Here is a 22,341-nt window from a genome sequence, read left to right as displayed (position 1 = left end):
TCCGGCAACGTTCAGACGCCTCACCTCCCACATCCCCCACACAGCCCGCGCTATGCTGTGGGGCGAATGACGGGGCAGGCGAGCGCGGCGGGAGAGACCACCAGGATGACCACCATTGACGGCAAGTACGGCGTGCTGCGGGAACTGTCCCGTCAGGGCAACGTGACGCTGTCCGAGGTCCGGGCCGCCGAGGGCGTGACCCGGCAGGTGGCGTGGTTCGACATTTCCACCCCGGCGGACCGGCAGGCGTTTCACGCGTACCGCTCGGTGCTGCGCGCCCTGAATCCGGTGGGGCTGACCGACATCGTGGCGAGGCCCGGCGCGTACTACGCGGTGTGGCAGTCGGTGGGCGGCGTGCCGCTGGAGGGCGTGCTGGCCCAGCCCAAGAAGCGTCAGGAGGTCGTGGACAACGTCCGCACCCTGGCTGCCCGGCTGGCCGAACACGGCTACGCCCTGAACGACGCCGACATCGTGGTCGAGGGTGACGAGCCGCGCATCGCCTACCTGCGGGCCCTGCAACTGCCACGCACGCCGGAAGACATTGCGGCGCGCAACGCACAGGCGCTCACGGCCCTGAACGGCGGACGCATCAAACGGCCCCGGCAGCCCGGAGCGTGGCTGACCTTTCTCCCTGGCCTGCTGTTCCTGAGCGGCGCGGGCTATCTCGGTGCGCAGGCCGCACAGATCTACCTGAACCCCCCGGTGCGCGAGGTGGCCGCCGTGAGCGGCAAGGAGGCCCGCGCCGCCGCCCGGCAGCTGACCGAGGACGGGTTCCGGGTGACCTACACCGAGGGCCAGTCGGGCAGCCAGGGCATCGGGACCATCATCCGGCAGGACCCACCGGCGGGCACCAACCTGCCGGTGGGCCGACTGATCACGCTGACGGTCAACAATCCGCCGTCCATCGAGGTGCCCAAGCTGGAGGAGCAGAATCTGGATCAGGCCAGAAGCACCCTCAAGGACCGCTCGATGGTGCTGGGCAAGGTGCTGAAGGTGGACGGTACCCTGACCAACACCCCCGAAGGCCGCATTGTCTCGCAGTTGCCCGAGGCCGGGTCCCCGGCCCAGCGCGGCCAGCCGGTGCAGGTCATGGTCAGCACCGGGGTCAATGGCAAGCGGACCTGGCTCCCACCCCTGGTGGGCCTGACCGTGGAGCAGGCACGCGAGTACGCCCGCGCCGCCGGACTGGTGGTCACCAAGGTCAGCGAGCAGCCCAGCGATCAACCCCCCGGCAGCGTGCTGGAGCAGACTCCCGCCCAGTTCGTTCAGGTCGAGGTGGGCAGTCCTGTCACCCTGACCGTGGCGGTGGCCCGCTACAGCGCCCCCAGCCGGCCAGCCGGCACGCTGCCGCTGCCGCCGCCCCCGGTGCCCGAAACGCCTGCTCCCGAGGTGCCCAGCGGGCCGCAACCCCTGCCGCAGGAGCCCGTGCCCGAGCCTATCCCGCAGCAGCAGATTCCGGAGCCGCAGGAGCCGCCGGACGTCACGGCGCCCACCCCCGCCGAGATTCCGGCCACCCCGGCCGCCGCCCTCCCGGAAACCCGCAGCGTCGGTTTCCAGTACACCTTCCCCGCCGATCTGCCTGCCGGGACGTACAGCGTGGTGGTCAGCGACGCCAACGGGGAGCGCACCATCCTGCAGCCCACCGACGCCTCACAGCTGGCCGGGCGCAACGCCAACAGTTCGGAGCCGTTGCAGGTCACGGGGGACGCGGTGTTCATCGTGCGGCGTGACGGAGCAGATTACGCCACCGTCAGCCCGAACTAGCCGGCACCCACATGACGGACCTGAATCCATGATCTATCTGGACTACGCGGCCACGCACCCCATGACCGGCGCGGCGCTCTCGGCCTATGCCCGGGCCGCCGCCCTGCCGGGCAATCCGGCCAGCATTCACGCGGCGGGACAGGCAGCCCGCGAGGTGCTGGAGGAGGGCCGCGCCCGCGTCGCCGCCGCGTTCGGCGTGGACCCGCGCACGCTGATCGCCAACAGCGGCGGCACCGAGGGCGACAACGCAGTGCTGCTGGGCGTGGCGCGGGCGTGGCAGGAGGGGCACGGCGGCCCCGGCCACCTGATTACCACCCCCACCGAACACTCCGCCGTGCTGGCCCCGGCCCGCTGGCTGGAGGCCCGCGGCTGGGCGGTGTCGTGGCTGACCCCCGATGCCGATGGGCGCTACTCGCCGCAGGAGCTGGCCTCGGTCCTGCGCCCCGACACGGCGCTGGTGTCGGTCCACCACGCCAACAACGAGCTGGGCACGGTTCAGGACACCCCTGCCCTGGCCGCAGTTGCCGCCGCACGGAGCGTGCCGTACCACAGCGACGCGGTGCAGGCCCCCGGCGTCCTGCCGGTGAACCTGCCGCACTGGGGCGTGACCTACGCCACCTTCAGCGCCCACAAGTGGGGCGGCCCGCGCGGCGTGGGCTTCGTGTACGTGCGCCGGGGCGCGGAACTGCCCCCGGTGACCTTCGGCGGCGGGCAGGAGGGCGGCACCCGCCCCGGCACCCAGGACACGGCCGGGGTCTACGCGGCCGGCGTGGCGCTGAGCGCGGCGGAGGCCGAGCGCGAGTCGACCTTCGCCCACCTGTGGCAACTGCGCGAACGCTTTGTGGGGGTGGTGGCGGACATTCCTGGCCTGCGGGTCAATCACCCGCACGCCGGCAGTCCGAAGGTGGCGTCGGTGACGCTGCCGGGGGCAGACGGTGAAGCGCTGCTGATGAACCTGGACCTGCTGGGGGTAGCGGCCAGCGCCGGCAGTGCGTGCAGCGCCGGAACCATGCAAGCAAGCCACGTCCTGAGCGCCATCGGCCTGAGCGACGCCGACGCCCGCGCCAGCCTGCGCTTCAGCTTCGGACGGGAGACCACCGAGGAAGAAATCGATCAGGCCGCCGCTGTACTGAGGCAGGCCGCCGAATGGAGCCGGGCTTGAGGCTGCCGGACATGCAGACCGCCGAGCACTTGCTTCCCCAGACGGCTGAAATGAATCCCGGCGCGTGGGTCCAACATTCGCAGTACGTCGCTCTGGCCGCGCGCCATATCGCTGCGGTCCACCCGCGCCTCGACCCCACACGGGCCTACACATTGGGATTGCTGCACGACATCGGACGGCGCACCGGACCAAACCGGGACCGCCACCTGCTGGACGGCCACGACTTTCTGTTGGACCTGGGCTACACCGACGCGGCCCGCATCGCCCTCACGCACGCCTTCGTGATTCCCGACATGGCCACGCTTCAGGGCGAGTGGGACGGCACGCCGGAGGAATGGCAGCGCCTGGGTGGTCTGGTGGCCTGCGCCCGCCAGACCGAGGAAGACCGCCTGATCCAGCTGTGCGGCCTGCTGGCGCTGGCCAGCGGCTTTTGCACGGTCGAGGAGAGGCTGGTAGACATCGCACTGCGTTACACCTTCCACGCCAGAACGCCCGACCAGTGGCATGCGAAGCTGAATGTGAAAGTTGAATTTGACCGCGAATGCGGCGTCAACATCTACCGCCTGCTGCCGGGATTGATGGAACGCCTGCTGGCCTGAGGATGGACATCCCTCATCTATACTCGGTCCAATGACAGTTCAGACGGCAATAAAGCGGGCCGATGTGATCATCGTCGGCGCGGGATCCGGCGGCTGCGTGGCGGCGCGGCGGCTGCTGGATGCGGGGCTGCGGGTGCTGCTGCTGGAGGCTGGGGGGCGCGACACCCACCCGCTGATTCGCGCCCCGGCGGGCTTTCCGCGCCTGTTCCGCTCGGCGGTGGACTGGAACTTTGAGACGGTGCCGCAGACCCACGCGAACGGGCGACGTTTCTACTGGCCGCGCGGCAAGGTGCTGGGCGGCAGCAGCGCCATCAACGCCACCATCTACATCCGCGGGTCGAAGCGCGATTACGACGGCTGGGGCGCGGGCTGGGCGTGGGCGGACGTGCTGCCCGCCTTCAAGGGCCTGGAGAACTTTCGCGGCGGGGCTTCCGGGACCCGTGGGACCCACGGTGAGTTGCCCGTCGGGGCGCGGGCGGCCCAGCATCCCCTGAGCGCGGCGTTCGTGACGGCGGCGGCGGCAGCGCTGCACGTTCCAGAGGCGCAAACGTTTAATGACGGCACCCTGGAAGGCGCGGGCCTGCTGGAAAGCAACCACCTGCGCGGCGAGCGCTACAGCGCCTTCCGGGCCTTTGTGAGGCCGGTCCTGAATCACCCCAACCTGACGGTATTGACCGGTGCGCAGATGCTGGAACTGCTGTGGGACGGGTCACGCGCCGCTGGCGTGCGCTTTCGCTGGCAGGGACGCACGCTGGATGCCCCAGCGGGCGGCGTGATCCTGGCGGCTGGCGCAGTCCAGACCCCGCAACTGCTGATGCTCTCGGGGGTCGGGCCTCGGGCAGAACTGGAGCGGCATCGCCTGCGCGTGCGTGACCACCTGCCGGGCGTGGGCGGGGGCCTGCAGGACCATCTGGCCGTCCCGGTGATCTTCCGCTCGCGCACGCCCTCTCTGGACGCCATGCCGGAGCCGCTGGCGCTGGCCCACTACCTGCGCGACCGCAGCGGCCCGCTGGCCAGCAACATCGCCGAGGCCTCCGCCTTTGCCCACGCCCGCCCCGGCCTGAGCCCGCAGACCGACGAACCGGACCTGCAGTTTCATTTCGGCCCGGCCTATTTCCGGAACCACGGCTTCACGAAGGAGCCCGGCCATCACTTCTCGGTGGGCCCGGTGCTGGTAGAACCGCACAACCGGGGGCGCGTCACGCTGGCCTCAGCGGATGTCCGCGACGCGCCGTTGATCGATCCGCAGTATCTGAACGACGAACGTGACCTGCAAAGCCTGATCGCGGGCGTGCGGCTGGCCCGCGAGATCGCCGACACGCCGCCGCTGCTGGCCCACCGACTGGCCGAGGCGCTACCTGGCGGCGGCATCCGCAGCGACGCGGCCATCAGCGCCCACATCCGGGCCGAAGCGGCGACGCTGTACCACCCGGTGGGCACGGCGGCGCTGGGAGACGGGCCGGAGGCTGTGGTGGACCGCCAGCTGGCCGTCCACGGCACGCAGGGTCTGTGGGTGGCCGATGCCAGCGTCATGCCGCGCATTATCCACGCCAACACCAACGCCACGGCCATGATGATCGGTGCCAGGGCGGCGGAGTTTGTGGCGCGGGGGCTGTAGCACCCCTTCTGCAGAGAATCTCCGCGTAATCTGGGCGGACGCTGGGTCAGACAGGACCGGGGCGGACCTGCTGCCGCGCCCGCAGGCGCCTACGCCTCCTCTTCCCCTTCCAGCAGGTACGTCACGATGCTGCGGCAGTGGGTGAAGCCCTCACGCGCGTACAGGGCGCGGGCGGCATGCAGGTGGTCATGGGCCCGCACCCGCAGGGTCCGCAGTTCGGGGCGGGCCTGCGCCTCGGCAGCGGCCAGGGCCAGCAGCACGCGGCCCAGGCCCTGACCGCGCTCGGCGGGGTGAACCGCCAGATACGTCACGTCGGCGCGGGCGTCGTCGGGGCTGTATTCCAGCTCGGCAAAGCCCACCGGCTGGTTGTCCCGCCACAGCGCCACGAGCCCCACCGTGTCGTCGGCAAAGTGCGCGGCGTACTGCTCTGGGGTCCAGTCCAGGCGTCCGGCCCAGGCGTCCTCGGCGGCGCGGTACAGGGCGCGGTACTCGGCGACCGGCAGGCTGTCGGTGGTGCGGTACCCCGGCGGCACCTGGGCCTTGCGGGCGATCCGGTCCAGCGGCGCGGAGTAGAAGGCGGTGCTGTGCAAGGGCGCAAAGCCCGCTCCCTCCAGCGCGGCGCGCACCGGCAGGTTATCGCGGGCGCTGAAGGCGTAGACCGGCTGACCGTCGGTGTGCTGTGCGGCGCGGGCCAGCAGCGCCCCCATGTGGCCGCCCTCGCTGATCGGCCCCTCCAGCACCAGACCGTCGCGGAAGGGCGACAGGGCGCAGTACGCACGCACGCCGTCGTCGTCTTCCTCCACCAGGCACAGGCCGTCCTCGCACTCCAGGTGCAGTTCGCGCGGGTCTCGGGAATCCGGGGCGAAGACCTCGCGCTCCGGGGCCGCGTCCATCCAGTGCAGCAGCGAGAGGATATCGGGAATATCAGTGGCCTGCATGGAACGGATCATGGTGGTGTCCTCCAGCGGGAAAATGAGGTGCGGCAAGGGGCGAGGTCTGTCCTGTCTCCCAGCCTAGGAGCAACGGGTCCGTGCTGTCTGCCCAGCGCGTCACGGCCCGTTTTGCCGCGCTGTGCTATATTGGCGCCATGCCCTGAACAGGGTACGACGCCTGCCTCCCCACCGACACGAAGCCGTGTCCGAGGGGCCTTTTCTTTTTAAAGGGCAGGGTGGTCGGTGGCCCGGAACAGAGGAAAAAGGTGTGGGGAGGCGGGGACCGTTTTTTCGGAGGTGTTCGCCGTGACCAAACAGTCCAGCAAACCGCTTGGGATCAACCACAACCGCCAGGGTGGCCGCCACGCCGTGCCTGCCGCGCCGCCGCCCGCCGGGGTGCAGACCGGAACCGACCTGCTGGCCCTGCGTGCCCAGCTGTCGCGTGCCGAGAAGGCCGCCCGCCGCGCCCCCACCCCGCCACCTGTCCGCGCCGTGCGCCCCGCGCCGGTCAAGCCGCAGCGCGAGGTGGAACTGGTCGGCATTGCCACCGACGAATTCAGCCTGTCGCGTGCCCACGCCCGCCTGCGCGACGCCGTCTACGACACGCGCTACCACGTGTGCCCGCACGCCATCGGGCACGCCCGCGCCGAGGGCTTTCTGGAGCACGACATCCTGGGCGTGCTGCTCAGCGGCCGGGTCCGGGCCGTGTACCCGGAAGACCGGCGCTGGCTGGTCTGCGGCACCTTCGAGGCCTGCGGCGTGGCCCTGCCGTTGCATGTGGTGGTGCAGTACTACCCGGGCGGCCATCTGGATATCGTGACGGCCTTTGTACCCAAACACCCACACCACATCATCAGCCGCGCCCGTCTGGCCGTGATGCTGCGCTACGACGACGAGCAGATCAGGGTCCGCACCAGCACGCCGGGCGCCAGGGCCGGGACACGCGGGCGGGGCCGCTGGAAACGGTAGAGGAGCAGGCCTGAAGGGTCCAGCCTGCTTTGACCTGTCAGTGGCCCCCTTCCCTGCTACCCTTGGCCCCGTGACCCGTTCTGGCCTGTCCGACACCATTGCCGCCATTGCCACCGCCCCCGGCAGCGCGGGCGTGGGCATTGTGCGGGTCAGTGGCCCGCAGGCGCTGGAGGTGGCCGACGGCATTTTCAGAGGACGGCGCGCCCCCTCCACGACACGGGGCGGGCGCTTTCTCTTTGGAGAACTGGTGGCCGATGACGGCGAGGTGCTGGACGAGGGCCTGTGTCTGGTGTTCCGTGGACCGCGCAGCTACACCGGCGAGGACGTGGTGGAACTGCAATCCCACGGCAGCCCGGCGGTCCTGACGCGGGTGCTGGCCCGCGCCCTGGAGCTGGGCGCCCGTCCGGCCCGGCCCGGCGAATTCACGCTGCGTGCGTATCTGGCGGGCCGGCTGGATCTGGCGCAGGCTGAGGCGGTGCTGGGTTTGGTGGAGGCGCAGACAGACGGCGCGCGGCGGCAGGCTAGCCTGGGGCTGTCGGGGGCGCTGGGAGCGCGGGTGGCGCGGGTGGCCGGCGGGCTGGTGCGCGCCCTGGCCGCCATTCAGGCCATGCTGGACTATCCCGAGGAGGGGGTGCCGGACGAGGACCGCGCCGGGCCGCTCTTGCAGGCCCAGGCCGAGCTGGAAGCCCTGCTGGCCAGCGCCCGTGCCGGACAGGTCAGCACGCGGGGGGCGCGGCTGGCGCTGATTGGCCGCCCCAACGCGGGCAAGAGCAGCCTGCTCAACGCGCTGGTGGGCTTCGAGCGCAGCATCGTGACGCCCACCCCCGGCACCACCCGCGACTACCTGGAAGCAGGCCTGGAACTGGCCGGGGTGCCGGTCACGCTGGTGGACACGGCGGGCCTGCGCGAGACGCTGGACGAGATCGAGGCCGCAGGAGTGCGGCAGGCGCGGGCGCTGGCCGAGGCCGCCGATCTGGTGCTGGCCCTGGAGGACGGCAGCGCCGCGCGCGAGGAGCTGCCGCTAGACCTGAGCGGCACGCCTGCGCGGGTGATCCGGCTGCGGACCAAGACCGATCTGCCCGCCGCCTGGACCGACACGGCGCTACTCGACGTGAGTGCGGTCACGGGTGCGGGCCTGCCGGCCCTGCGCGACGCGGTGCGTGTGGCCCTGCTGGGCGACGCGGCGCGCGGCGAGGCGTGGCTGACCACCGAGCGGCAGGCAGATGCAGCCCGGCGCGCGCTCGAGCACGTGCTGGCCGCCCGGACTCTGCCCGACGAGCTGGCCAGCTACGAGCTGGAAGAGGCCCTGCGCGCTCTGGCCGAGCTCACCGGGCAGGACGTTCAGGAAGACGTGGTGGACGCAGTGTTTCGCAATTTCTGCGTGGGCAAGTAAAGATGCCGGTCAGCCGTATTTCGCACGGTGCTCTTTTTTCAGCCGCGTGTAGTCCGCGTTCGCTTCTGCCTGGTCCCACCGCTCCTTGAAGATGCGGGCGGACTGCGCTTTCACCGGGTCTTCCGGCTGACGGGGCAGTTCGGCGCGGCCGTGGGCACCACTCTGGCCCTTTTTGTCGTCGGGAACGGGGCCATCGTACTTCTTGCCACCCTTGTGGTTGGCGTAGCGGCGCGACCGCGTAAAACCCATCTGCAGAAACTTGCGGGCCATATCCGCGCCGACGAAATCGCCGTCCGCAAGGTAACGCTCGAACAGAGCGTAGATGGCGTCACTGCTCTCGCGGGCCACTTCCGGTGTGGCAAAGCGCCAGTGCGGCAGGATCTCGCCCTTGTAGGGCTGCACCAGCAACACGCCCTGCTCGCCCCGGCCCACACGGTACAGCTCCGGATGGGCACGCAGGTCAAGTTCGGCGTAGTTCAGGCCGTAGTCGAATTTCGGCATCGGTGCGCCTCCATCTCAAGAGGGCGGGCCGCTGGAATGCACCGGCAGCCCGCCCCCTGTCCCGAACCTCAGTTCAGGCGGTCGTCGTCCATGATGGCCTGCAACATCCAGCGAATCTTGTCGATGGTGGCGGCGTACCCGTTGTACATGTCGGCGGTGGCCGGATCATTGGCCTCGTCCACGGTCTGACTGTCGTCGCGGAAGCCCCTGGACACGCGGGTCAGGTCGCTGACCAGATCGGCCACCTGGCTGCGGGCATCACGCACGGTCTCGGTGGGCACCTTGACCACGCTGAAACGCTCCAGATCGCTGGGCGCGGCGATGGGGCTGCCGCCCAGGGCCACGAGGCGCTCGGCCTGCTCGTCGATGCCGGGGAAGATCTCCTCGATGAATTCATCGTAGGCCAGGTGCAGGTCACGGAAGAAGCGTCCACGGATGTCCCAGTGGTACTTCTTGAACTTCAGGTACAGGCAGATGGTGGTGGCGAGGTTGCGCTGCAACGTCTCGGACACGGTGCCGAATTCGCTTTCCGACAGGTAGTTGTGGTCCACCAGCGCGTTGAACGCGGTGTCCAGATGGGCCGCGTCGGCCTTAGCCTCGCCGCCGGGCGTCGCGCCGGGCTTGGCGGCCTGGGCGTCGCTGGCCTGCTTGGCGGCCTTGCTGCTGGCCTTGGAGGGCGTGGATGAATCAGCCTTGCTCTTCTTGGTCATGGCTCCACGCTACCCCCGGTCCCAGCCTGCGAGCCATACGGATTCCTTTACGCTTGTACGCCGAAGATGAGTTTGTTGCCTGAAACCTTCATCTCTACCCGGCCCAGTTCCAGCAGTTCGGTCAGGTGGGCACTGACGACCGCGCGGTTCAGGACCACCGCCCCCGCGTTGGTCATGGTCACGCCCAGCGCGCCGCACACGCGGGCCAGCAGCTCATCAATACTGGCGTCTCCAGCCCTCACCGCCGCCAGAACCGCCTGTGTCGTCCGCCCATAGGCCCTGAGATTAACGGCCACCAGCCCGGCCAGATCGTCGGTGGGAACGCCGTGACCTGGCAGCACCGTACGCACACCCTCCAGTTGCGCCAGGGCGGCGGCGCTGGCCTTCTGCAACCCCGAGTCGGCGCAGAAGGTCAGGGGGTGCTTTTCCAGCGCTTCCGGCCCAAACAGCGCGTCGGCGGCGTACAGCACCTCGCCGACACGCACGGCAAACATCATCGAAGCGTGGCCCGCCACCTCGATCAGCTCGATATCAGCCCCACCGATGCGGCACAGCCCCGGTTCGGGAGCGAGGCGGGCCGGGCTGGGCGGCGCCAGCAGGAATTTGTTCTGCAACTCGCGTGGCGGGCGGGCGCCGAACAGCGTCAGCGGCTCCAGAATCGGATGGGTGATGATGGCGTCTTCCAGCGGCGGCGCGAACACCTTCAGTTCGGGAAAGCGCCTGAGAATCTGGGCATTGCCGCCGTGGTGGTCCGCGTGGCTGTGGGTGTTGAGGATGCCGCTGGGCGTCAGACCCGCCGCTTCCACCGCCCGCAGCAGCTTGCGTGCGTGGGCGTCGTCCAGGCCGGTGTCCACCAGCAGGGCGTCCGTGCCCCGGCCCACCACCACAAAACTGTTGACCGCGCCGGGCAGGTACAGGACGCCGGGTGCCAGGGTTATCAGCGGCGCCGCGGGAGACTGGGACATGGCAGACAGGGTAGCGTGGGGCCAGGAGGTTTTACCCTTGACCCTGGCCGCCACCCCACTTGTGACTCTGACCGACATTCAAGCCGCCCAGACCCTACTGGCCGGGTGGGTGGGCCGCACGCCGCTCGTTCAGTTTCCGGGCCGTGACCTGTGGCTCAAGGCCGAGAACCTGCAGCCCACCGGGGCCTTCAAGCTGCGCGGCGCTTTCAACAAGTTGCTGTCGCTCAGCGTGGAACAGCGGGCCAGGGGCGTCGTCGCGCACTCCAGCGGCAACCACGCCGGGGCGGTGGCCTACGCGGCTCGGGCGCTGGGCGTCCCGGCGGTAGTGGTCATGCCGTCCGGCGCGCCGCAGACCAAGCTGGCCGCCACCCGCGCGTGCGGCGCTGAAGTCGTGTTAATGGGCGAGGCCAGCGAGGAACGGGCCGCAAAGGCCGCCGAACTCGCGCGTGAGCGTGGCCTGACCCCCGTGCCCCCTTATGACGACCCGCAAATCATCGCCGGAGCCGCGACCGTGGGGCTGGAGATTCTGCACGACCTGCCCACGGTGGGCACAGTGCTGGTGCCGGTCAGCGGCGGCGGGCTGATCTCGGGAGTGGCCGCCGCCATCAAGAGCCAGCGCCCGGACGTGCGCGTGATCGGCGTGGAACCCGAACTGGCAGCAGACGCGCAGGCCAGCCTGCGGGCCGGGCGGCGCATGGCCTGGGCCGCTGCCGACGTGGCCCGCACCCTGGCCGACGGCCTGCGCGTGACGGAGCTGGGCGAGCTGACCTGGGAACACATCCGTTCCCATGTGGACGACATCGTGACGGTGGGCGAGGCCGACATTCGCCGGGCCGTGTGCGACACGGCCCTGAAAGCCCGGCTGGTGGCCGAACCCAGCGGGGCCGTGACGGTGGCGGCCCTGTATGGTGCCCATGAATTCGGCCCTGGTCCAGTGGTGGCCGTGGTCAGCGGCGGCAATCTGGACGTATCCACCCTGATAACCCTGCAGACATCCCCTGATCCGGTGCCCCTCCACACCACGCCGGACCACCCAGCCTTCACCGAACTTTGAACTTGACCAAGTCTCATGCTTTAACAGTTAAAGTAACCACCTATGGAATACCGGAATCTGGGCAGGAGTGGTCTGAAAGTCAGTGAGGTCGCGCTGGGCGGCTGGGAAACCTACGGCGCGGGCGTCAACGAGCAGCAGATGGTGCGCGACATCGTGACGGCAGCCTACGAGGGCGGCGTGAACTTCTTCGATCAGGCCGACGTGTACGCACGCGGCCGCAGCGAGGAACTGATGGGCGCGGTGCTGAAGGAACTGCCGCGCCACACGCTGGTGATGTCCAGCAAGGTCTTCTGGCCCATGAGCGACGACGTCAATGACCGGGGCCTGAGCCGTAAGCATGTGCTGGAAAGCATCGGCAAGACGCTCAAGCGCCTGGAAACCGACTATCTGGATATCTATTTCGCCCACCGCTACGACCCCGACGTGCCGATGGAAGAGATCGTGATGGCCTTTGATCAGGTGATCCGCAACGGTCAGGCACTGTACTGGGGAACCTCGATGTGGCCCGCCGCCCGCATTGCCCAGGCTGTCGAGTTTGCCCGCGCCAACGGCCTGCACGCCCCCGTGACCGAGCAGCCCGAGTACTCCATGATGCGCCGCGAGCGGGTGGAAAAAGAAATCCTGCCCTACACGGCGGGCGAGGGCATCGGCCTGGTGGTCTGGAGTCCGCTGGCCATGGGCCTGCTGACCGGCAAGTACGACGATGGCAAGCCCGAGGGTGCGCGTCTGACTGAGAAGGAAAACTGGGGCAAGAACTTCCTGACTGAGGAAAACATTCAGAAAGTGCGTGATCTGAAGCCGATTGCCGACGATCTGGGCATCACGCGGGCGCAGCTGGCGCTGGCGTGGCTGTTGCGTCAGCCGGGGGTCAGCAGCGTGATCACCGGGGCCACCAGGGTGTCGCAGATCCAGGACACCGTAAAGGCGGCGGGCGTGCGCCTCAGCGACGACGTGCAGCAGAAGATCGAGGATATCCTGAACCCGTCCTGAACGCGGTAGACGTCCTCCCGCTTTTAATCGCCAGTCCTCTCCCCAGCGGAGAGGATTTTTTTGGCGGTCCCGGCCCGAACCCTCAGCGCATGTCGTCACCACAGCGCCAGGGCCGCGCCCACGATCACTGAGGCCAGCCGCAGGAAAAAGACCCCGCAGCCCAGCGACCCGGTCAGATTCAGCGCGTCCCAGCCGCCCAGCAGCTGCCACCAGACGTGCATGTCTGGATCGCCGCCGAGTGTCGAGGGTGCGGGTATGGGCATCACAGACATCTGCCAACACGCCCGCAAGGGACTGGCCCTGCCACAGCATCACGATGCCCGCCGCGTGGCGGTCCCCACGTTGCAGGAAGGCGGCGGCGCATACCAGCACCTGAACGACGCTGCCCCCCAGCAGCATGGCGGTTCCGCCGGCCCAGCTCAGCAGGACTGTCCGGCCCCATGGAAGATCAGGTTCACCAGATCCAGCGGCTAGTTGTTCAGAGGGTGGACGACGCCAGAAACGGTGAAGGCCAACGCCGCCCGCAGGCCCACGAAACGCGCCGCCCTGCGCTGAAACGCGCTCAAGCCCTATGCCCGTTCGCGCAGCCACGCCAGCAGCAGGTCTTCCACCAGTTCGCTGACGCTCTCGGCCGGGTCACCGTCGTTCCTGACCTCACGCCACACGGCCCGGACGGTTTCCTTGCGGATGTACACCACCTCCACGCGTTCCTCGGACTCGCCCTTGTGGGGGCCACCCCCGGTGGCGGGGGCCGCCTTGCGGAGCCCGGCCTTCTTGCGTTTCTTCTTCGGCTTGCGGTCCAGATACTCGAAGCGGGGCATCAGCCGGGCCTCTTGCGGCCTTCAGCCGGGTGGTGGCGTCCTGAGCGGGGCGCGGCACTAGCTGACGCGGTGTTTCCGCAAAGCCCCGTCACCGCAGTTCCCGTGACAGACTCAGAATGTCGGTCCAGGCCACCCCGGCGCGGGGGTCGCGCACGTCGCGGGCCAGCACCCCGAGTTCGGCGGCCTTCTGGTACGCGGCGTACTGGCGGACCAGGGTGTTGCACACGGTCAGACCCTCGTCGCGCAGGTTCTCGCGGGCGTCTTCGCCGGCGTGGCCCACGGGCGGCACGCGGGTCAGGACCACGCGGGACTGGCGACCCACATCCCCCGCCTCCAGCAGAAAGTCCAACAGTTCGCGGGTGGCGTCCAGTTCCAGCGCACTCACCCCGCTCGGCACCAGAATCAGGTCTGCCCGCTCTGAGAGGCGGCGCAGTTCCTTGCGTTTCGGGCGGCCCTCGGTGTCGATCAGCACGGCGACGGCGGCGGCCAGTTTTTTGGGTTTCACGTCGTCCGGGGCCACTACCGGGAAGCCCAGTCCCGGCCCATCCGCACGCGCCGCCCAGCGCAGGCTGCTGCCGACGCGCCCGTCCTCGTCAACCAGTACAGTGGCCTGGCCGCGCTCATGGAACGCTCCGGCCAGATGAACGGCCAGCGTGCTCTTGCCCACGCCTCCCTTTTCAGACGTGATGGCAATGACGCGGGGCATGGGGGGAGCGTAGCAGACCGGACGGCGGGCCGGAGCAGGCCCGAAGTCAGGCATGATGGGGGCATGACTACCGAGACCCGCGAGGCGCGTCTGGACACCCTGATGGCCGCCGAGGTGTACTGGACGGCGCTGGCCATGAAGCAGCAGGGCAGCCGCTTTTACCGCGCCATTGGCGAGGCGCTGGAGGCGGCGGACGTGCCCAACCGCCGCCTGATTTACCAGACCTGGCCGGACGCTGTGTGGGACTTCTACTTACGCGGCTTACGCCTGGAGGCAGGCGAGTCCTCGCCGTCCTGGGGCTGAAAGATGGCGGCGTAAAAGACGGTGCGGGCCAGCGTGCCCAGGGCCTGAAGGGGGCCGCTGGGACGGTCCTGCCGCTCGCGCTGCCTGGCCTTCCCTTCCGGCCACGGGCTCCTGGCTCGGTACCGCCGTCCGGTTGCCCGATCAAGCCCAGAAACAGGGCGCGGAACACGGCCAAGAAGGTACTGAGGGCATGTCGCATGACGCCCACCCTACTCCACGCAGCCCTGCCGCGCCCGCGCACTAGACTCCGCGCATGACCGATTCACACGACGCGTCCCCCCTGAGTCCCACGCTGATGGCCGTTTTCGCTCATCCCGACGACGAGGCGTTTTCCGTCGGCGGCACCCTGACGCACTACGCGCGCCGGGGCGTGCGCGTGCAGCTGGTCTGCGCCAACCGGGGCGAGGCGGGCAAGATCACCGTGCCGGGCATGACCGTGGATGACCTGGGCCAGCAGCGCGAGCATGAGCTGCGCGAGGCGTGCCGGGCGCTGGAAATCCCTGCCCCTGTGTTTCTCGACTACCATGACTCGGGCCGCTACGAGCGCACCCGCCACGACGATCCGCTGGCCCTGATGAACGTGAATCCGCTGGATGTGGAGGTCAAGCTGCGCGCCGTCATTGCCGAGTACCAGCCGCAGGTGATCGTGACCTTTGACCCGCACGGCGGCTACGGGCACATCGACCACCTGCAGATTCACCGGGCCACCACGGCGGCGTTTTTCAGCACCGGCGTCCTGCCCTACGGCGGACCGCAGCGCCTGTACTTCACCGCGCTGAACGTGGAGGCCGCCCGCGGGCTGTCGCGCATGGGCCAGGATCTCGATCCGGAGGTGTACGGCGTGTCCGACAGCACCGTGGCCGTGAGGATGGACGTCAGCCCCTACCGCGAGAACAAGAAGGCCGCGCTGGCCGCCCACGGCACCCAGATGGGAGCCGACAGTATCCTGGGCAAGATGTCGCCCGAGGAACGCGACGAGATGGAGACGCGCATGCTGGGTTACGAAAGCTTCAGCATTGGCGGCACGCGCACGCCGATTCGCAACTGGCCGCTGCAGGGTCTGTTCGATGGCGTGGCTGGAGGCGAGGGGCTGGACTGAACCGGGTCAGGTGGGGCGCGTTCCGGATGGGCTGGATACGCTAGAGCTGGCCCAGCCGCCTCGCCGCATCCACCGCCGCATCCGCGCCCCAGATGGCGGCGGCGACGTGCAGTGCGGCGTACAGTGCCGGGAGGCCGCCCGGTGTGGTACACAGCTGCGCGTCGGTCCAGACCTCGCCCGGATGCACGTCCGCCGCGCCGTGGCCCCACAGGGTGTCGGCCAGATCGGCGGAGCCGCCCACCTCGCGCCCGGCCAGCGCACCCGCCTCGCCCAGCAGCAGCAGGCCGCTGCCGCTTGCGCCGGTGGGCAGGGCAGAGTGGCCCGCAAGAAACGTCCTGAGCAGCGGATCGCGGGCCGCCTTCAGGGCGCCGGGGCCGCCGGGCAGCAGCAGGGCCGCCGGTTCCGGCAGGGCGGCGTACAGCACGTGCGGCGTGCTGACCAGCCCCCCCGCTGTGACGATGCTGGCGCGCGACCGGTTGACCGTGATGGCCGCGCCCTCGCCGCCGCACAGCCGGCAGACCGTGACCATGATGCCCAGTTCCAGCTCGCTGACGCCGGCATAGACCGGTACCGCCACCACGGGACCGGGCATCGCTGATTCGGGCGCGATCTGGTCCGCCGCATGGCCGGCCCCAGCCCCGCTCATTGCGGGGCCGCCGGGTCCAGGGGGCGCAGGCGGTAGCCCCGGCGGGCCAGGGGGGGAGCCACCTGCCCCTCCCTGATCAGCGCGTCGGCAGCGGCTTCCGACAGGCGCTCGACCCGCAGCAGATACGCCCGCAGGCTTGCGGGGCCGCTGAACCGGCGCGGGTGGGGGTCACCCTCGGTCAGCAGATCGAGCCAGCGGATCACAGCTCGCGCAGGTCTTCCCAGAGTTGCCAGCCCACACCTTCCGGGGTGCCGTCCAGCAGCGGCCCCAGCGACTGTGAGGCGGCGCTGGCGTCCTCATGCAGTTCGGCGTTGCTGGGGCGCTCGTCGTACACGCGCAGCACCGTGAACTGGTAGAAGACCTGGGAGGCGGTGGGATCGCCGTTCTCGAAGAAGGCAAAGGGCGGATTGACCGTGTCCCACAGCACGTGGGCACTTTCCTGCTCGGCCAGGCCAGGGGGCGAGGGCAGGTCGAGCTCACGGGGTAGGAAATGCTCCAGATCGATGTCGCCGTCTTGGGCGTGCCAGATGTAGCCTTGCAGCAGACGGATAGCGGCGCGGCCTCCGGCCTGCGGTTCGGTGGGACTCACGCCACACAGCATACCCGCTCGGCGCGGGACGGAAGGCACGCGGGCGGGATGCGGCGGTCCTGCCCTGTTGAGGCGCGCCTCCGGCAGGGTTCCGCGCCTCAACCGCCGGGGTTGCGGCCCCCTTCCAAATGCACCCGTCCATCAACCCAGCACGCGTCCGTCCAGACCAATCAGTCCAGCACAGGAAAACGCACGCCGCCCAGTTCACCTCCCGAATGGGCGGCAACGTGCGCGGCCAGTGACAGCAGCGCCGCGTCCGTACCTGCCGGGGCAACCAGCAGCACGCCGCCGGGACGGGTGCCTGCCGGGGCGTCCGGCGCATGAACCGGCAGGGTCAGGCTGGGATACCCCGCCTTGGCTGCCAGCCCGCAGCCGTGAATGCCGGGAAAGACCACGGCGTCCAGCCCGCCCGCAAACAGCAGGTCGAAGCCCTGCTCGCGGGTCAGGCGCAGATCGCGGGCGCGGGCGTGCCGGTAGCCCTCCTCGCTGGCGTCGCCGCGCGTGCCCTGGGCCGCGTTGAGAAACGTCTGGCCGTATTTCAGGCAGCGGTCAGCCGCGTCGTGGTTGCCCGCAATCACGTCGGCGAGGCTGTGCGGGCCGTCGGTGACCCCCGACAGGTAGGCGTTCAGGTCCCCCTTGAACTCGTACTCCAGCACCTCCAGCATCACGCCGCTGGCGCCCAGTTCCGCGCGGCTGGGAAAGGCCACGTCATGTAGCGTGGCCCCGGCCCGTTCCAGGGCGGCGCGGGCGAGGCGCAGACTGGCGGCGTTGGCCTCCGAGACGCCCGGTTCGTCGGTGATGACCCCAATTCTCGCGCCGTCCCCGGTCATGGGGGCCAGGGTCAGTTCCGGGACCGGCACGCGGCGGCTGGCCTCATCCCGCTCGTCTGGCCCGGCCATGACGCCCAGTAGCAGCAGGGCGTCCCGGACGCTGCGGGTGATCGGCCCCGCCGTGTCCTGGCTGTGGCTGATGGGCACGATCCCCGTGCGCGGAATCAGCCCCAGCGTGGGCTTGAGGCCCACCACGCCGCTCTGGTGCGCCGGACTGACCACGCTGCCGCTGGTCTCGGTGCCGACCGCCGCCGCACACAGCCTGGCAGCCACCGCCACCCCACTGCCCGAGGAACTGCCGCCGGTGTCGTGTTCCGCGCCCCAGGCATTGACCGTCTGCCCCCCGTGCGAGGAGTAGCCGTTGGGCATGCCCAGAGTCATGAAATTGGCCCACTCGGTCATGTTGGCCTTGCCCAGCACCACGGCGCCCGCTGCCCGCAGCCGGGCCACCAGCGGCGCGTCCACCGTGGGCACGTGCGCGGCCATCAGGGCGCTGCCCGCCGTCGTGGGCAGGCCCGCCACGTCGATGTTGTCCTTGATCAGCACCGGGCAGCCGTGCAGGGGGCCGCGCTCCTCAGGCGTCAGGGCGTCGAGCGCGTCGGCCACTGCGCTGGCATGGGGATGCACGGTGATGACCGCCCGCAACTGCGGGTTCAGCGCCTCCAGGCGTTCGAGATACGTGCGCGTCACCTCGCCGCAGGTCAGGTCACCGCGCCGGGTGGCGCTGACCAGATCGGTAACGTCCAGATCGAGGATGGGATCAGGCAGGGGCAGGGTCATGGCGTCACTGTAGCGGCCAGATGTGGGACAGGGCTGTTGCTGTGGATGCAGGACCGGGGAGCTGGGCGACATCGGGGTACGCCTTTACCGGTCCACGTGGCTGGACGGGAATGTCTGCCTTCACAATCAAGGGACCAGAAGCCGGTGCGCTAGCCTCACGGGCATGAGTGAGCCTGTGCCCGAGCCCATCACCGTCGCCTTTCAGGGCAATCCCGGTGCCTACGGCGAGATCGCCGCACTGAACGCTGTTCCAGAGGCCGGGCCGGGCCGGCAGACGCGCGGCTACCCCACCTTTCACGGCGTGGCGCAGGCGGTGGAAAGCGGCGAGGCGCAGTACGGCGTGTTGCCGGTGGAGAACAGCCTGATGGGCGCGATTCATCAGGCGATTGACCTGCTGAGCGAGACCGAACTGCACGTGATCGGCGAGGTGGTGGTGCGCGTGAGCCACTGCCTGATGGCGCTGCCAGGGGTCGAACTCGCGGACCTGAAAAGCGTGGCCAGCCAGCAGCCCGCCCTGGACCAGTGCACCGGGCTGATCCGCAAGTACAACCTGCAACCCGTGGCCGCCCACGACACCGCTGGCAGTGCGCGTGACCTCGCCGAACGCGGGGCCAGCGGCGGGGGACGCAATGAGGCCGCCATCGCCAGCCGCCGAGCCGCCGAGCTGTACGGCCTGAACGTCCTGGCCCAGGAGATCGAGGACGAGCCGTTCAACTACACCCGCTTCATGGTCCTGTCGCGCCACGAACCCGCACCCAGCGACGTGCCGCACAAGACCAGTCTGGTGTTCGCCGTGCGCCATACCCCCGGGTTCCTGGTGGAAACCCTGAACGAGCTGCGGGGCCTGAACCTTAGCCGCATCGAGAGCCGCCCCCGCCGGGACCGCGCGTGGAGCTACCTGATGTACGTGGACATCGAGGGCGATTCGCGTGACCCGGCGGTGGCACAGGCCCTGGCGGGCGTGCTGCGCAAGGCCAGCTACGCCAAGATCATCGGCTCGTATCCCCGCGCCATGGAAACGGTGGGCTAGCGGTGAGATGGCCGCGCCCCTGACCCTCCTGCGCCGGCTGCTGCTCTCGCCGCCCGCCTGCCGCGACCCATAGCAACTGGCGGCCGCGGTGCGCGGCAGCACCGTGGTGGTCACCGGCGCCTCCTATGGCATCGGCGAGGCGACGGCGCGGCTGCTGGCGTCGTGCGGCGCGTGACCAGCGCCCTCATGGACGCCCTGCCGCCGCGGGCAGGTGCGCCGACACTGCTGACTCTGCCGCTGTTTCACGGGCACGGGCTGGCCGCGCTGGGCCTGGGTCTGGCCCTGGGCGCACCGCTGCACCTGTGTCGCCCCACGAAAGAAGCCATGTGGCACACGCTACAAGAGGAAGGAATTGAGGTCCTGGTGCTGTTGCCCACCCTGCTCCACCGGCTGCTGGATGGACCTGACAGGCAGGCTGCCCCGGCGCTGCGCGCCATCATCTGCGGCTCGGCCCCGCTGGGCGCACCGCTGGTGACGGCGGCGCTGGACCGTTTCGGCGACGTGCTGTTCAACCTGTACGGCTCGACCGAAACAGGCCTGATCTCGCTGGCGACGCCCGCCGACCTGCGGGCCGCGCCGGAAAGCGTGGGCCGGGTGCTGCCGGGCGTGAAGCTCGAACTTCACAGCGAAACTTCACGGCGAAACCGGACGTGTGTTTGCCAACGGACATGACACGGGCGATCTGGCCTCGCAGGACGCGGCGGGTCGCCTGACCCTGAATGGCCGCGCCGACGGGTTGCTGATCTGCGGCGGTGAGAATGTGTTTCCGGCCAGTCTGGAGGAACGCATCGCCGCGCTGGAAGCGGTGGCCGAGTGCGCCGTGGTGGGCGTCCCCTGCGCCGAGTTTGGGACCGGCATCCACGCCTTTATCGTGCTGAATCCCGGCCACGTACCTGACCCCGAACAGCTTCGAAGAGAACTGAATGCGCTGCTGCCCCGGATGTTCCGCCCGCAAAACATCACGCTGCTGGATGCACTGCCGAGGTCACCGGCGGGCAAGCTGCTGCGTTCCCGGCTGGCACGAGAGGCAGAACCAGAAAAGGGCCTTGCGGCAGAAAGGTTTCTCCGGTAACGCCCTCGTTGGCCGTCATCGCTCAATCGGCAGACACAGCCATTGCCCCGGCCGCCCGCGCAGGCAGCGCTTCCCGGCCCGGAAACAGATCGAATGGTGACCGTCCAGCTCGACAAATCCGTGGTCCACGAACAGCGCCGCGCCGTTGTGACACTAAAGGGCCGGGGCGGGCAGCGAGGAGTGAGTTTTCATGAAGCCACCGGTCTCGCCCACGTTTCTGCACAGCATGCCGCGCTGCTCGGACATGTACAGGGGTCATCTGGGTCTCGCCGGTGGCGTCCTTCAGCCCCGGCGTCTCGGTGTCGCAGACCACTGGCACGAAAAGGTGGTCTTGCAGGTTCTGGCCCACGCCGGGGAGATCAAGCAGAACTTCTACCCCCGCCTCCAGTTGTGCCCGCTCGCCCGCGCCCGACAGCATCAGCGGGTGCGGACTGGTGACCGCACCCGCCGCCAGAATCACACCCTTTCCGGCCATGACCTGCCGGGTTTCGGTGCCTTCCAGATATTCCACGCCCACGGCCTTCTTGCCCTCGAGGAGGATGCGGGTGATGTGCGCTCCGGTGCGGGCTTCCAGTCGGCTGGGGCCGCTGCTTGCCAGGGCTGGGCAAGCCGCCGAATGCCGTGCGCCGCCCTTCTGGGTCACGTGGTAGCGATCCATACCCTCCGTGGTCTCGCATTTGAAGTCGTCGTTGGCGGGATGGCCCAGTTGCTTGAAGCTCTCGGTGATGGCGTCGCAGATCTCATGGGTGTATCGACGGTTTGCCGCGCGGCCAGTACAACCTGCGCCCGTTCAGGTGCTTCTGCGCTTAGGTCTCGTAGTTCCATTCCAGTGGGGACTTGAACAGCTTGGGAAACGGCGCCGGAATGAGGAACGGCCTACCGGACCGGGCCGACGTGTTCGGCACAGGGCGGCCCAGGACTGCCGTGATTGAATTCGTGTTCGGGCCGAGTGTAGGACAGGCCGTCCGCAAAAACCCGGAAGGAAACCGACCCTTCTGGCGTTACAGCCCCAGGTGCAACCGGGGTTGCAGGCCGTCACGCCGCACCGTCTGGCGCACGTCCTGGCAGCGGCAGCCCCGGTACTGGCACAGCAGCGCTTCCGGATCACGCTGCAGCAGCCGCACGGTGCTGTCCACCAGATCGCGCACCCGGTACAGCCGCAGGGTAGACGGGCCGACGCGAGCCGACTGGAGCCCGAATTCCACCTCGGGCAACAGGTTGTCAAAATCCGCCGAGCAATTGGGAAAGGCGGTGGGCAGCACCTGACCGTCCAGCGGCACGTAGCGCGTCAGCATGGGCATGCCGGCCAGATACTCGCCATAGTGGACGCTGGTGTTGCTGCCGAAGTCCACGCCGATCAGCAGCGCGTAGCCGTTCAGATCGTATAGCGCCCCAACAGGCTGGTACGGACTGCTCAGTGACTGGGCCGCCGTGATCCGCGCGGCCTCCTGGCCCAGCGCCACGAAGCTGAGCGTGGGGTGAAACGAGCGCAGGGCGTCGCGCCGGTCCACCAGTTCCTGCGACACCCGCCCGATGTCACGGCTGACGCGGGTGTCACGGTGGAATTTTGCATGAACGTTGCTGCTGGGGCGGTTAAGCAGCGTGTTGTAGCTGAAGGCCGGGGCCACCAGCGTGGCTGTACGCCGTCCCAGCGTGTCGACCAGCGTTCTGGCGCCGCCCTCCAGCGTACCGAAGGACTTGAGGCTGGCGTGGACGATCAGGTGCTGAGTGCCGTCCAGCCCCAGCGCGGCCAGCCCCTCGTCGAGGTCGGCACTCTGCACAGCGGGCTTCCGCAGCAAGTTCAGCAC

Annotated in this window: 25 protein-coding genes and 1 pseudogene; 13 read left to right on the top strand and 13 right to left on the bottom strand. The window is 69.3% G+C overall.

Annotated features, from left to right (window positions below; genetic code table 11):
* The first annotated feature begins 105 nt into the window (after nucleotides 1-105).
* From IEY31_RS03615 to IEY31_RS03600, 4 genes are read left to right on the top strand one after another with little or no spacing between them, the layout of a single operon-like run.
* The gene (locus IEY31_RS03615; RefSeq protein ID WP_229723293.1) at nucleotides 106-1,764 is read left to right on the top strand and encodes a PASTA domain-containing protein; all 1,659 of its coding nucleotides are present in this window, start codon (nucleotides 106-108) and stop codon (nucleotides 1,762-1,764) included.
* Between the two features lie 28 nt (nucleotides 1,765-1,792).
* Nucleotides 1,793-2,926, top strand: coding sequence for a cysteine desulfurase family protein (locus tag IEY31_RS03610; protein ID WP_188969120.1), 1,134 nt, complete (start codon nucleotides 1,793-1,795; stop codon nucleotides 2,924-2,926).
* On the top strand, nucleotides 2,923-3,525 hold the full coding sequence (locus IEY31_RS03605) for an HD domain-containing protein (protein ID WP_229723292.1): 603 nt from the start codon (nucleotides 2,923-2,925) through the stop codon (nucleotides 3,523-3,525). Before IEY31_RS03610 ends, IEY31_RS03605 begins: the two co-directional genes overlap by 4 nt.
* Nucleotides 3,526-3,556: 31 nt before the next feature.
* The gene (locus IEY31_RS03600) at nucleotides 3,557-5,143 is read left to right on the top strand and encodes a GMC family oxidoreductase (protein ID WP_188969116.1); all 1,587 of its coding nucleotides are present in this window, start codon (nucleotides 3,557-3,559) and stop codon (nucleotides 5,141-5,143) included.
* A gap of 89 nt (nucleotides 5,144-5,232) precedes the next feature.
* On the opposite strand, the gene IEY31_RS03595 is transcribed toward IEY31_RS03600, so the two are convergent.
* Nucleotides 5,233-6,093: a GNAT family N-acetyltransferase gene (locus tag IEY31_RS03595; protein ID WP_188969114.1), complete on the bottom strand. Its 861-nt coding sequence runs from the start codon at nucleotides 6,091-6,093 to the stop codon at nucleotides 5,233-5,235.
* Nucleotides 6,094-6,471: 378 nt separating this feature from the next.
* Between IEY31_RS03595 and IEY31_RS03590 the strand changes: the two genes are divergently transcribed.
* Both IEY31_RS03590 and mnmE read left to right on the top strand, forming a co-directional pair.
* The gene (locus IEY31_RS03590) at nucleotides 6,472-7,044 is read left to right on the top strand and encodes a DUF4258 domain-containing protein (RefSeq protein WP_188969406.1); all 573 of its coding nucleotides are present in this window, start codon (nucleotides 6,472-6,474) and stop codon (nucleotides 7,042-7,044) included.
* Between the two features lie 70 nt (nucleotides 7,045-7,114).
* A complete protein-coding gene (gene mnmE, locus IEY31_RS03585; protein WP_188969112.1) occupies nucleotides 7,115-8,437 on the top strand; it encodes a tRNA uridine-5-carboxymethylaminomethyl(34) synthesis GTPase MnmE in 1,323 nt (440 codons plus the stop codon).
* 9 nt (nucleotides 8,438-8,446) lie between these two features.
* Here the strand turns inward: mnmE and IEY31_RS03580 are convergent, their stop codons facing one another.
* The 3 genes from IEY31_RS03580 to IEY31_RS03570 form a co-directional block, all read right to left on the bottom strand.
* Nucleotides 8,447-8,938 (bottom strand): DUF4385 domain-containing protein, encoded by a 492-nt coding sequence (locus tag IEY31_RS03580; protein ID WP_188969110.1) that lies wholly within the window; start codon nucleotides 8,936-8,938, stop codon nucleotides 8,447-8,449.
* Nucleotides 8,939-9,006: 68 nt separating this feature from the next.
* Nucleotides 9,007-9,648, bottom strand: coding sequence for a Dps family protein (locus IEY31_RS03575; RefSeq protein WP_188969108.1), 642 nt, complete (start codon nucleotides 9,646-9,648; stop codon nucleotides 9,007-9,009).
* A gap of 47 nt (nucleotides 9,649-9,695) precedes the next feature.
* Nucleotides 9,696-10,613: an MBL fold metallo-hydrolase gene (locus IEY31_RS03570; protein WP_188969106.1), complete on the bottom strand. Its 918-nt coding sequence runs from the start codon at nucleotides 10,611-10,613 to the stop codon at nucleotides 9,696-9,698.
* Between the two features lie 37 nt (nucleotides 10,614-10,650).
* Between IEY31_RS03570 and IEY31_RS03565 the strand changes: the two genes are divergently transcribed.
* Both IEY31_RS03565 and IEY31_RS03560 read left to right on the top strand, forming a co-directional pair.
* The gene (locus IEY31_RS03565) at nucleotides 10,651-11,667 is read left to right on the top strand and encodes a threonine ammonia-lyase (RefSeq protein WP_229723291.1); all 1,017 of its coding nucleotides are present in this window, start codon (nucleotides 10,651-10,653) and stop codon (nucleotides 11,665-11,667) included.
* Nucleotides 11,668-11,709: 42 nt separating this feature from the next.
* The gene (locus IEY31_RS03560) at nucleotides 11,710-12,657 is read left to right on the top strand and encodes an aldo/keto reductase family protein (protein ID WP_188969102.1); all 948 of its coding nucleotides are present in this window, start codon (nucleotides 11,710-11,712) and stop codon (nucleotides 12,655-12,657) included.
* Nucleotides 12,658-12,752: 95 nt separating this feature from the next.
* Here the strand turns inward: IEY31_RS03560 and IEY31_RS03555 are convergent, their stop codons facing one another.
* The 3 genes from IEY31_RS03555 to IEY31_RS03545 all read right to left on the bottom strand — a co-directional run bounded on the left by IEY31_RS03555 (nucleotide 12,753) and on the right by IEY31_RS03545 (nucleotide 14,184).
* Complete coding sequence (locus tag IEY31_RS03555; RefSeq protein WP_188969100.1) at nucleotides 12,753-12,920, bottom strand: hypothetical protein; 168 nt, start codon at nucleotides 12,918-12,920, stop codon at nucleotides 12,753-12,755.
* Nucleotides 12,921-13,226: 306 nt separating this feature from the next.
* Nucleotides 13,227-13,478 carry a hypothetical protein gene (locus IEY31_RS03550; protein WP_188969098.1) on the bottom strand — a complete coding sequence of 84 codons (252 nt, stop codon included), beginning with the start codon at nucleotides 13,476-13,478 and terminating at the stop codon, nucleotides 13,227-13,229.
* An 88-nt stretch (nucleotides 13,479-13,566) separates the two neighbouring features.
* The gene (locus tag IEY31_RS03545) at nucleotides 13,567-14,184 is read right to left on the bottom strand and encodes a ParA family protein (protein ID WP_188969096.1); all 618 of its coding nucleotides are present in this window, start codon (nucleotides 14,182-14,184) and stop codon (nucleotides 13,567-13,569) included.
* A gap of 63 nt (nucleotides 14,185-14,247) precedes the next feature.
* Here IEY31_RS03545 and IEY31_RS03540 point away from each other — a divergent pair, with 63 nt between their 5' ends.
* Together IEY31_RS03540 and IEY31_RS03535 are read left to right on the top strand one after the other, a co-directional pair.
* On the top strand, nucleotides 14,248-14,487 hold the full coding sequence (locus IEY31_RS03540) for a hypothetical protein (protein ID WP_188969095.1): 240 nt from the start codon (nucleotides 14,248-14,250) through the stop codon (nucleotides 14,485-14,487).
* 253 nt (nucleotides 14,488-14,740) lie between these two features.
* Nucleotides 14,741-15,586 carry a PIG-L deacetylase family protein gene (locus IEY31_RS03535; protein ID WP_188969093.1) on the top strand — a complete coding sequence of 282 codons (846 nt, stop codon included), beginning with the start codon at nucleotides 14,741-14,743 and terminating at the stop codon, nucleotides 15,584-15,586.
* Nucleotides 15,587-15,626: 40 nt separating this feature from the next.
* Here the strand turns inward: IEY31_RS03535 and IEY31_RS03530 are convergent, their stop codons facing one another.
* The 4 genes from IEY31_RS03530 to IEY31_RS03515 form a co-directional block, all read right to left on the bottom strand.
* On the bottom strand, nucleotides 15,627-16,232 hold the full coding sequence (locus IEY31_RS03530) for a type 1 glutamine amidotransferase family protein (protein ID WP_229723290.1): 606 nt from the start codon (nucleotides 16,230-16,232) through the stop codon (nucleotides 15,627-15,629).
* Nucleotides 16,229-16,435 carry a hypothetical protein gene (locus IEY31_RS03525; RefSeq protein WP_188969091.1) on the bottom strand — a complete coding sequence of 69 codons (207 nt, stop codon included), beginning with the start codon at nucleotides 16,433-16,435 and terminating at the stop codon, nucleotides 16,229-16,231. Before IEY31_RS03525 ends, IEY31_RS03530 begins: the two co-directional genes overlap by 4 nt.
* Nucleotides 16,432-16,821 (bottom strand): DUF3208 domain-containing protein, encoded by a 390-nt coding sequence (locus tag IEY31_RS03520; protein ID WP_373289104.1) that lies wholly within the window; start codon nucleotides 16,819-16,821, stop codon nucleotides 16,432-16,434. Before IEY31_RS03520 ends, IEY31_RS03525 begins: the two co-directional genes overlap by 4 nt.
* 170 nt (nucleotides 16,822-16,991) lie before the next feature.
* Nucleotides 16,992-18,431 carry an amidase family protein gene (locus tag IEY31_RS03515; protein WP_188969087.1) on the bottom strand — a complete coding sequence of 480 codons (1,440 nt, stop codon included), beginning with the start codon at nucleotides 18,429-18,431 and terminating at the stop codon, nucleotides 16,992-16,994.
* Nucleotides 18,432-18,594: 163 nt separating this feature from the next.
* On the opposite strand from IEY31_RS03515, the gene IEY31_RS03510 reads away from it, so the two are divergent.
* The 3 genes from IEY31_RS03510 to IEY31_RS03500 all read left to right on the top strand — a co-directional run bounded on the left by IEY31_RS03510 (nucleotide 18,595) and on the right by IEY31_RS03500 (nucleotide 20,533).
* Entirely contained in the window at nucleotides 18,595-19,461 is an 867-nt protein-coding gene (locus IEY31_RS03510; RefSeq protein ID WP_188969085.1) for a prephenate dehydratase, read from the top strand.
* A gap of 171 nt (nucleotides 19,462-19,632) precedes the next feature.
* A complete protein-coding gene (locus IEY31_RS03505) occupies nucleotides 19,633-20,133 on the top strand; it encodes an AMP-binding protein (RefSeq protein ID WP_188969083.1) in 501 nt (166 codons plus the stop codon).
* Nucleotides 20,114-20,533: an AMP-binding enzyme gene (locus IEY31_RS03500; protein WP_188969081.1), complete on the top strand. Its 420-nt coding sequence runs from the start codon at nucleotides 20,114-20,116 to the stop codon at nucleotides 20,531-20,533. Before IEY31_RS03505 ends, IEY31_RS03500 begins: the two co-directional genes overlap by 20 nt.
* Before the next feature lie 22 nt (nucleotides 20,534-20,555).
* On the opposite strand, the pseudogene IEY31_RS03495 reads toward IEY31_RS03500, so the two are convergent.
* Nucleotides 20,556-21,275 (bottom strand): annotated as a pseudogene (locus tag IEY31_RS03495) (GMC family oxidoreductase N-terminal domain-containing protein); the annotation flags it as partial.
* 259 nt (nucleotides 21,276-21,534) lie between these two features.
* Nucleotides 21,535-22,341 (bottom strand): AAC(3) family N-acetyltransferase, encoded by an 807-nt coding sequence (locus tag IEY31_RS03490; protein WP_188969079.1) that lies wholly within the window; start codon nucleotides 22,339-22,341, stop codon nucleotides 21,535-21,537.

Origin of the sequence: Deinococcus aerolatus, from assembly GCF_014647055.1 — a bacterium.
Taxonomy (GTDB): Bacteria; Deinococcota; Deinococci; order Deinococcales; family Deinococcaceae; genus Deinococcus; species Deinococcus aerolatus.
Note: the sequence above shows the minus strand (reverse complement) of the source record. Positions and strands in the feature narration are given on the sequence as shown.

Coding starts and splice junctions, on each gene's coding strand:
- IEY31_RS03575 (WP_188969108.1), bottom strand. CDS start 9,648: ATGACCAAGAAGAGCAAGGCTGATTCATCCACGCCCTCCAAGGCCAGC.
- IEY31_RS03545 (WP_188969096.1), bottom strand. CDS start 14,184: ATGCCCCGCGTCATTGCCATCACGTCTGAAAAGGGAGGCGTGGGCAAG.
- IEY31_RS03600 (WP_188969116.1), top strand. CDS start 3,557: ATGACAGTTCAGACGGCAATAAAGCGGGCCGATGTGATCATCGTCGGC.
- IEY31_RS03510 (WP_188969085.1), top strand. CDS start 18,595: ATGAGTGAGCCTGTGCCCGAGCCCATCACCGTCGCCTTTCAGGGCAAT.
- IEY31_RS03540 (WP_188969095.1), top strand. CDS start 14,248: ATGACTACCGAGACCCGCGAGGCGCGTCTGGACACCCTGATGGCCGCC.
- IEY31_RS03560 (WP_188969102.1), top strand. CDS start 11,710: ATGGAATACCGGAATCTGGGCAGGAGTGGTCTGAAAGTCAGTGAGGTC.
- IEY31_RS03530 (WP_229723290.1), bottom strand. CDS start 16,232: ATGAGCGGGGCTGGGGCCGGCCATGCGGCGGACCAGATCGCGCCCGAA.
- IEY31_RS03550 (WP_188969098.1), bottom strand. CDS start 13,478: ATGCCCCGCTTCGAGTATCTGGACCGCAAGCCGAAGAAGAAACGCAAG.
- IEY31_RS03515 (WP_188969087.1), bottom strand. CDS start 18,431: ATGACCCTGCCCCTGCCTGATCCCATCCTCGATCTGGACGTTACCGAT.
- IEY31_RS03615 (WP_229723293.1), top strand. CDS start 106: ATGACCACCATTGACGGCAAGTACGGCGTGCTGCGGGAACTGTCCCGT.
- IEY31_RS03535 (WP_188969093.1), top strand. CDS start 14,741: ATGACCGATTCACACGACGCGTCCCCCCTGAGTCCCACGCTGATGGCC.
- IEY31_RS03595 (WP_188969114.1), bottom strand. CDS start 6,093: ATGATCCGTTCCATGCAGGCCACTGATATTCCCGATATCCTCTCGCTG.
- IEY31_RS03610 (WP_188969120.1), top strand. CDS start 1,793: ATGATCTATCTGGACTACGCGGCCACGCACCCCATGACCGGCGCGGCG.
- IEY31_RS03570 (WP_188969106.1), bottom strand. CDS start 10,613: ATGTCCCAGTCTCCCGCGGCGCCGCTGATAACCCTGGCACCCGGCGTC.
- IEY31_RS03555 (WP_188969100.1), bottom strand. CDS start 12,920: ATGCCCATACCCGCACCCTCGACACTCGGCGGCGATCCAGACATGCAC.
- IEY31_RS03580 (WP_188969110.1), bottom strand. CDS start 8,938: ATGCCGAAATTCGACTACGGCCTGAACTACGCCGAACTTGACCTGCGT.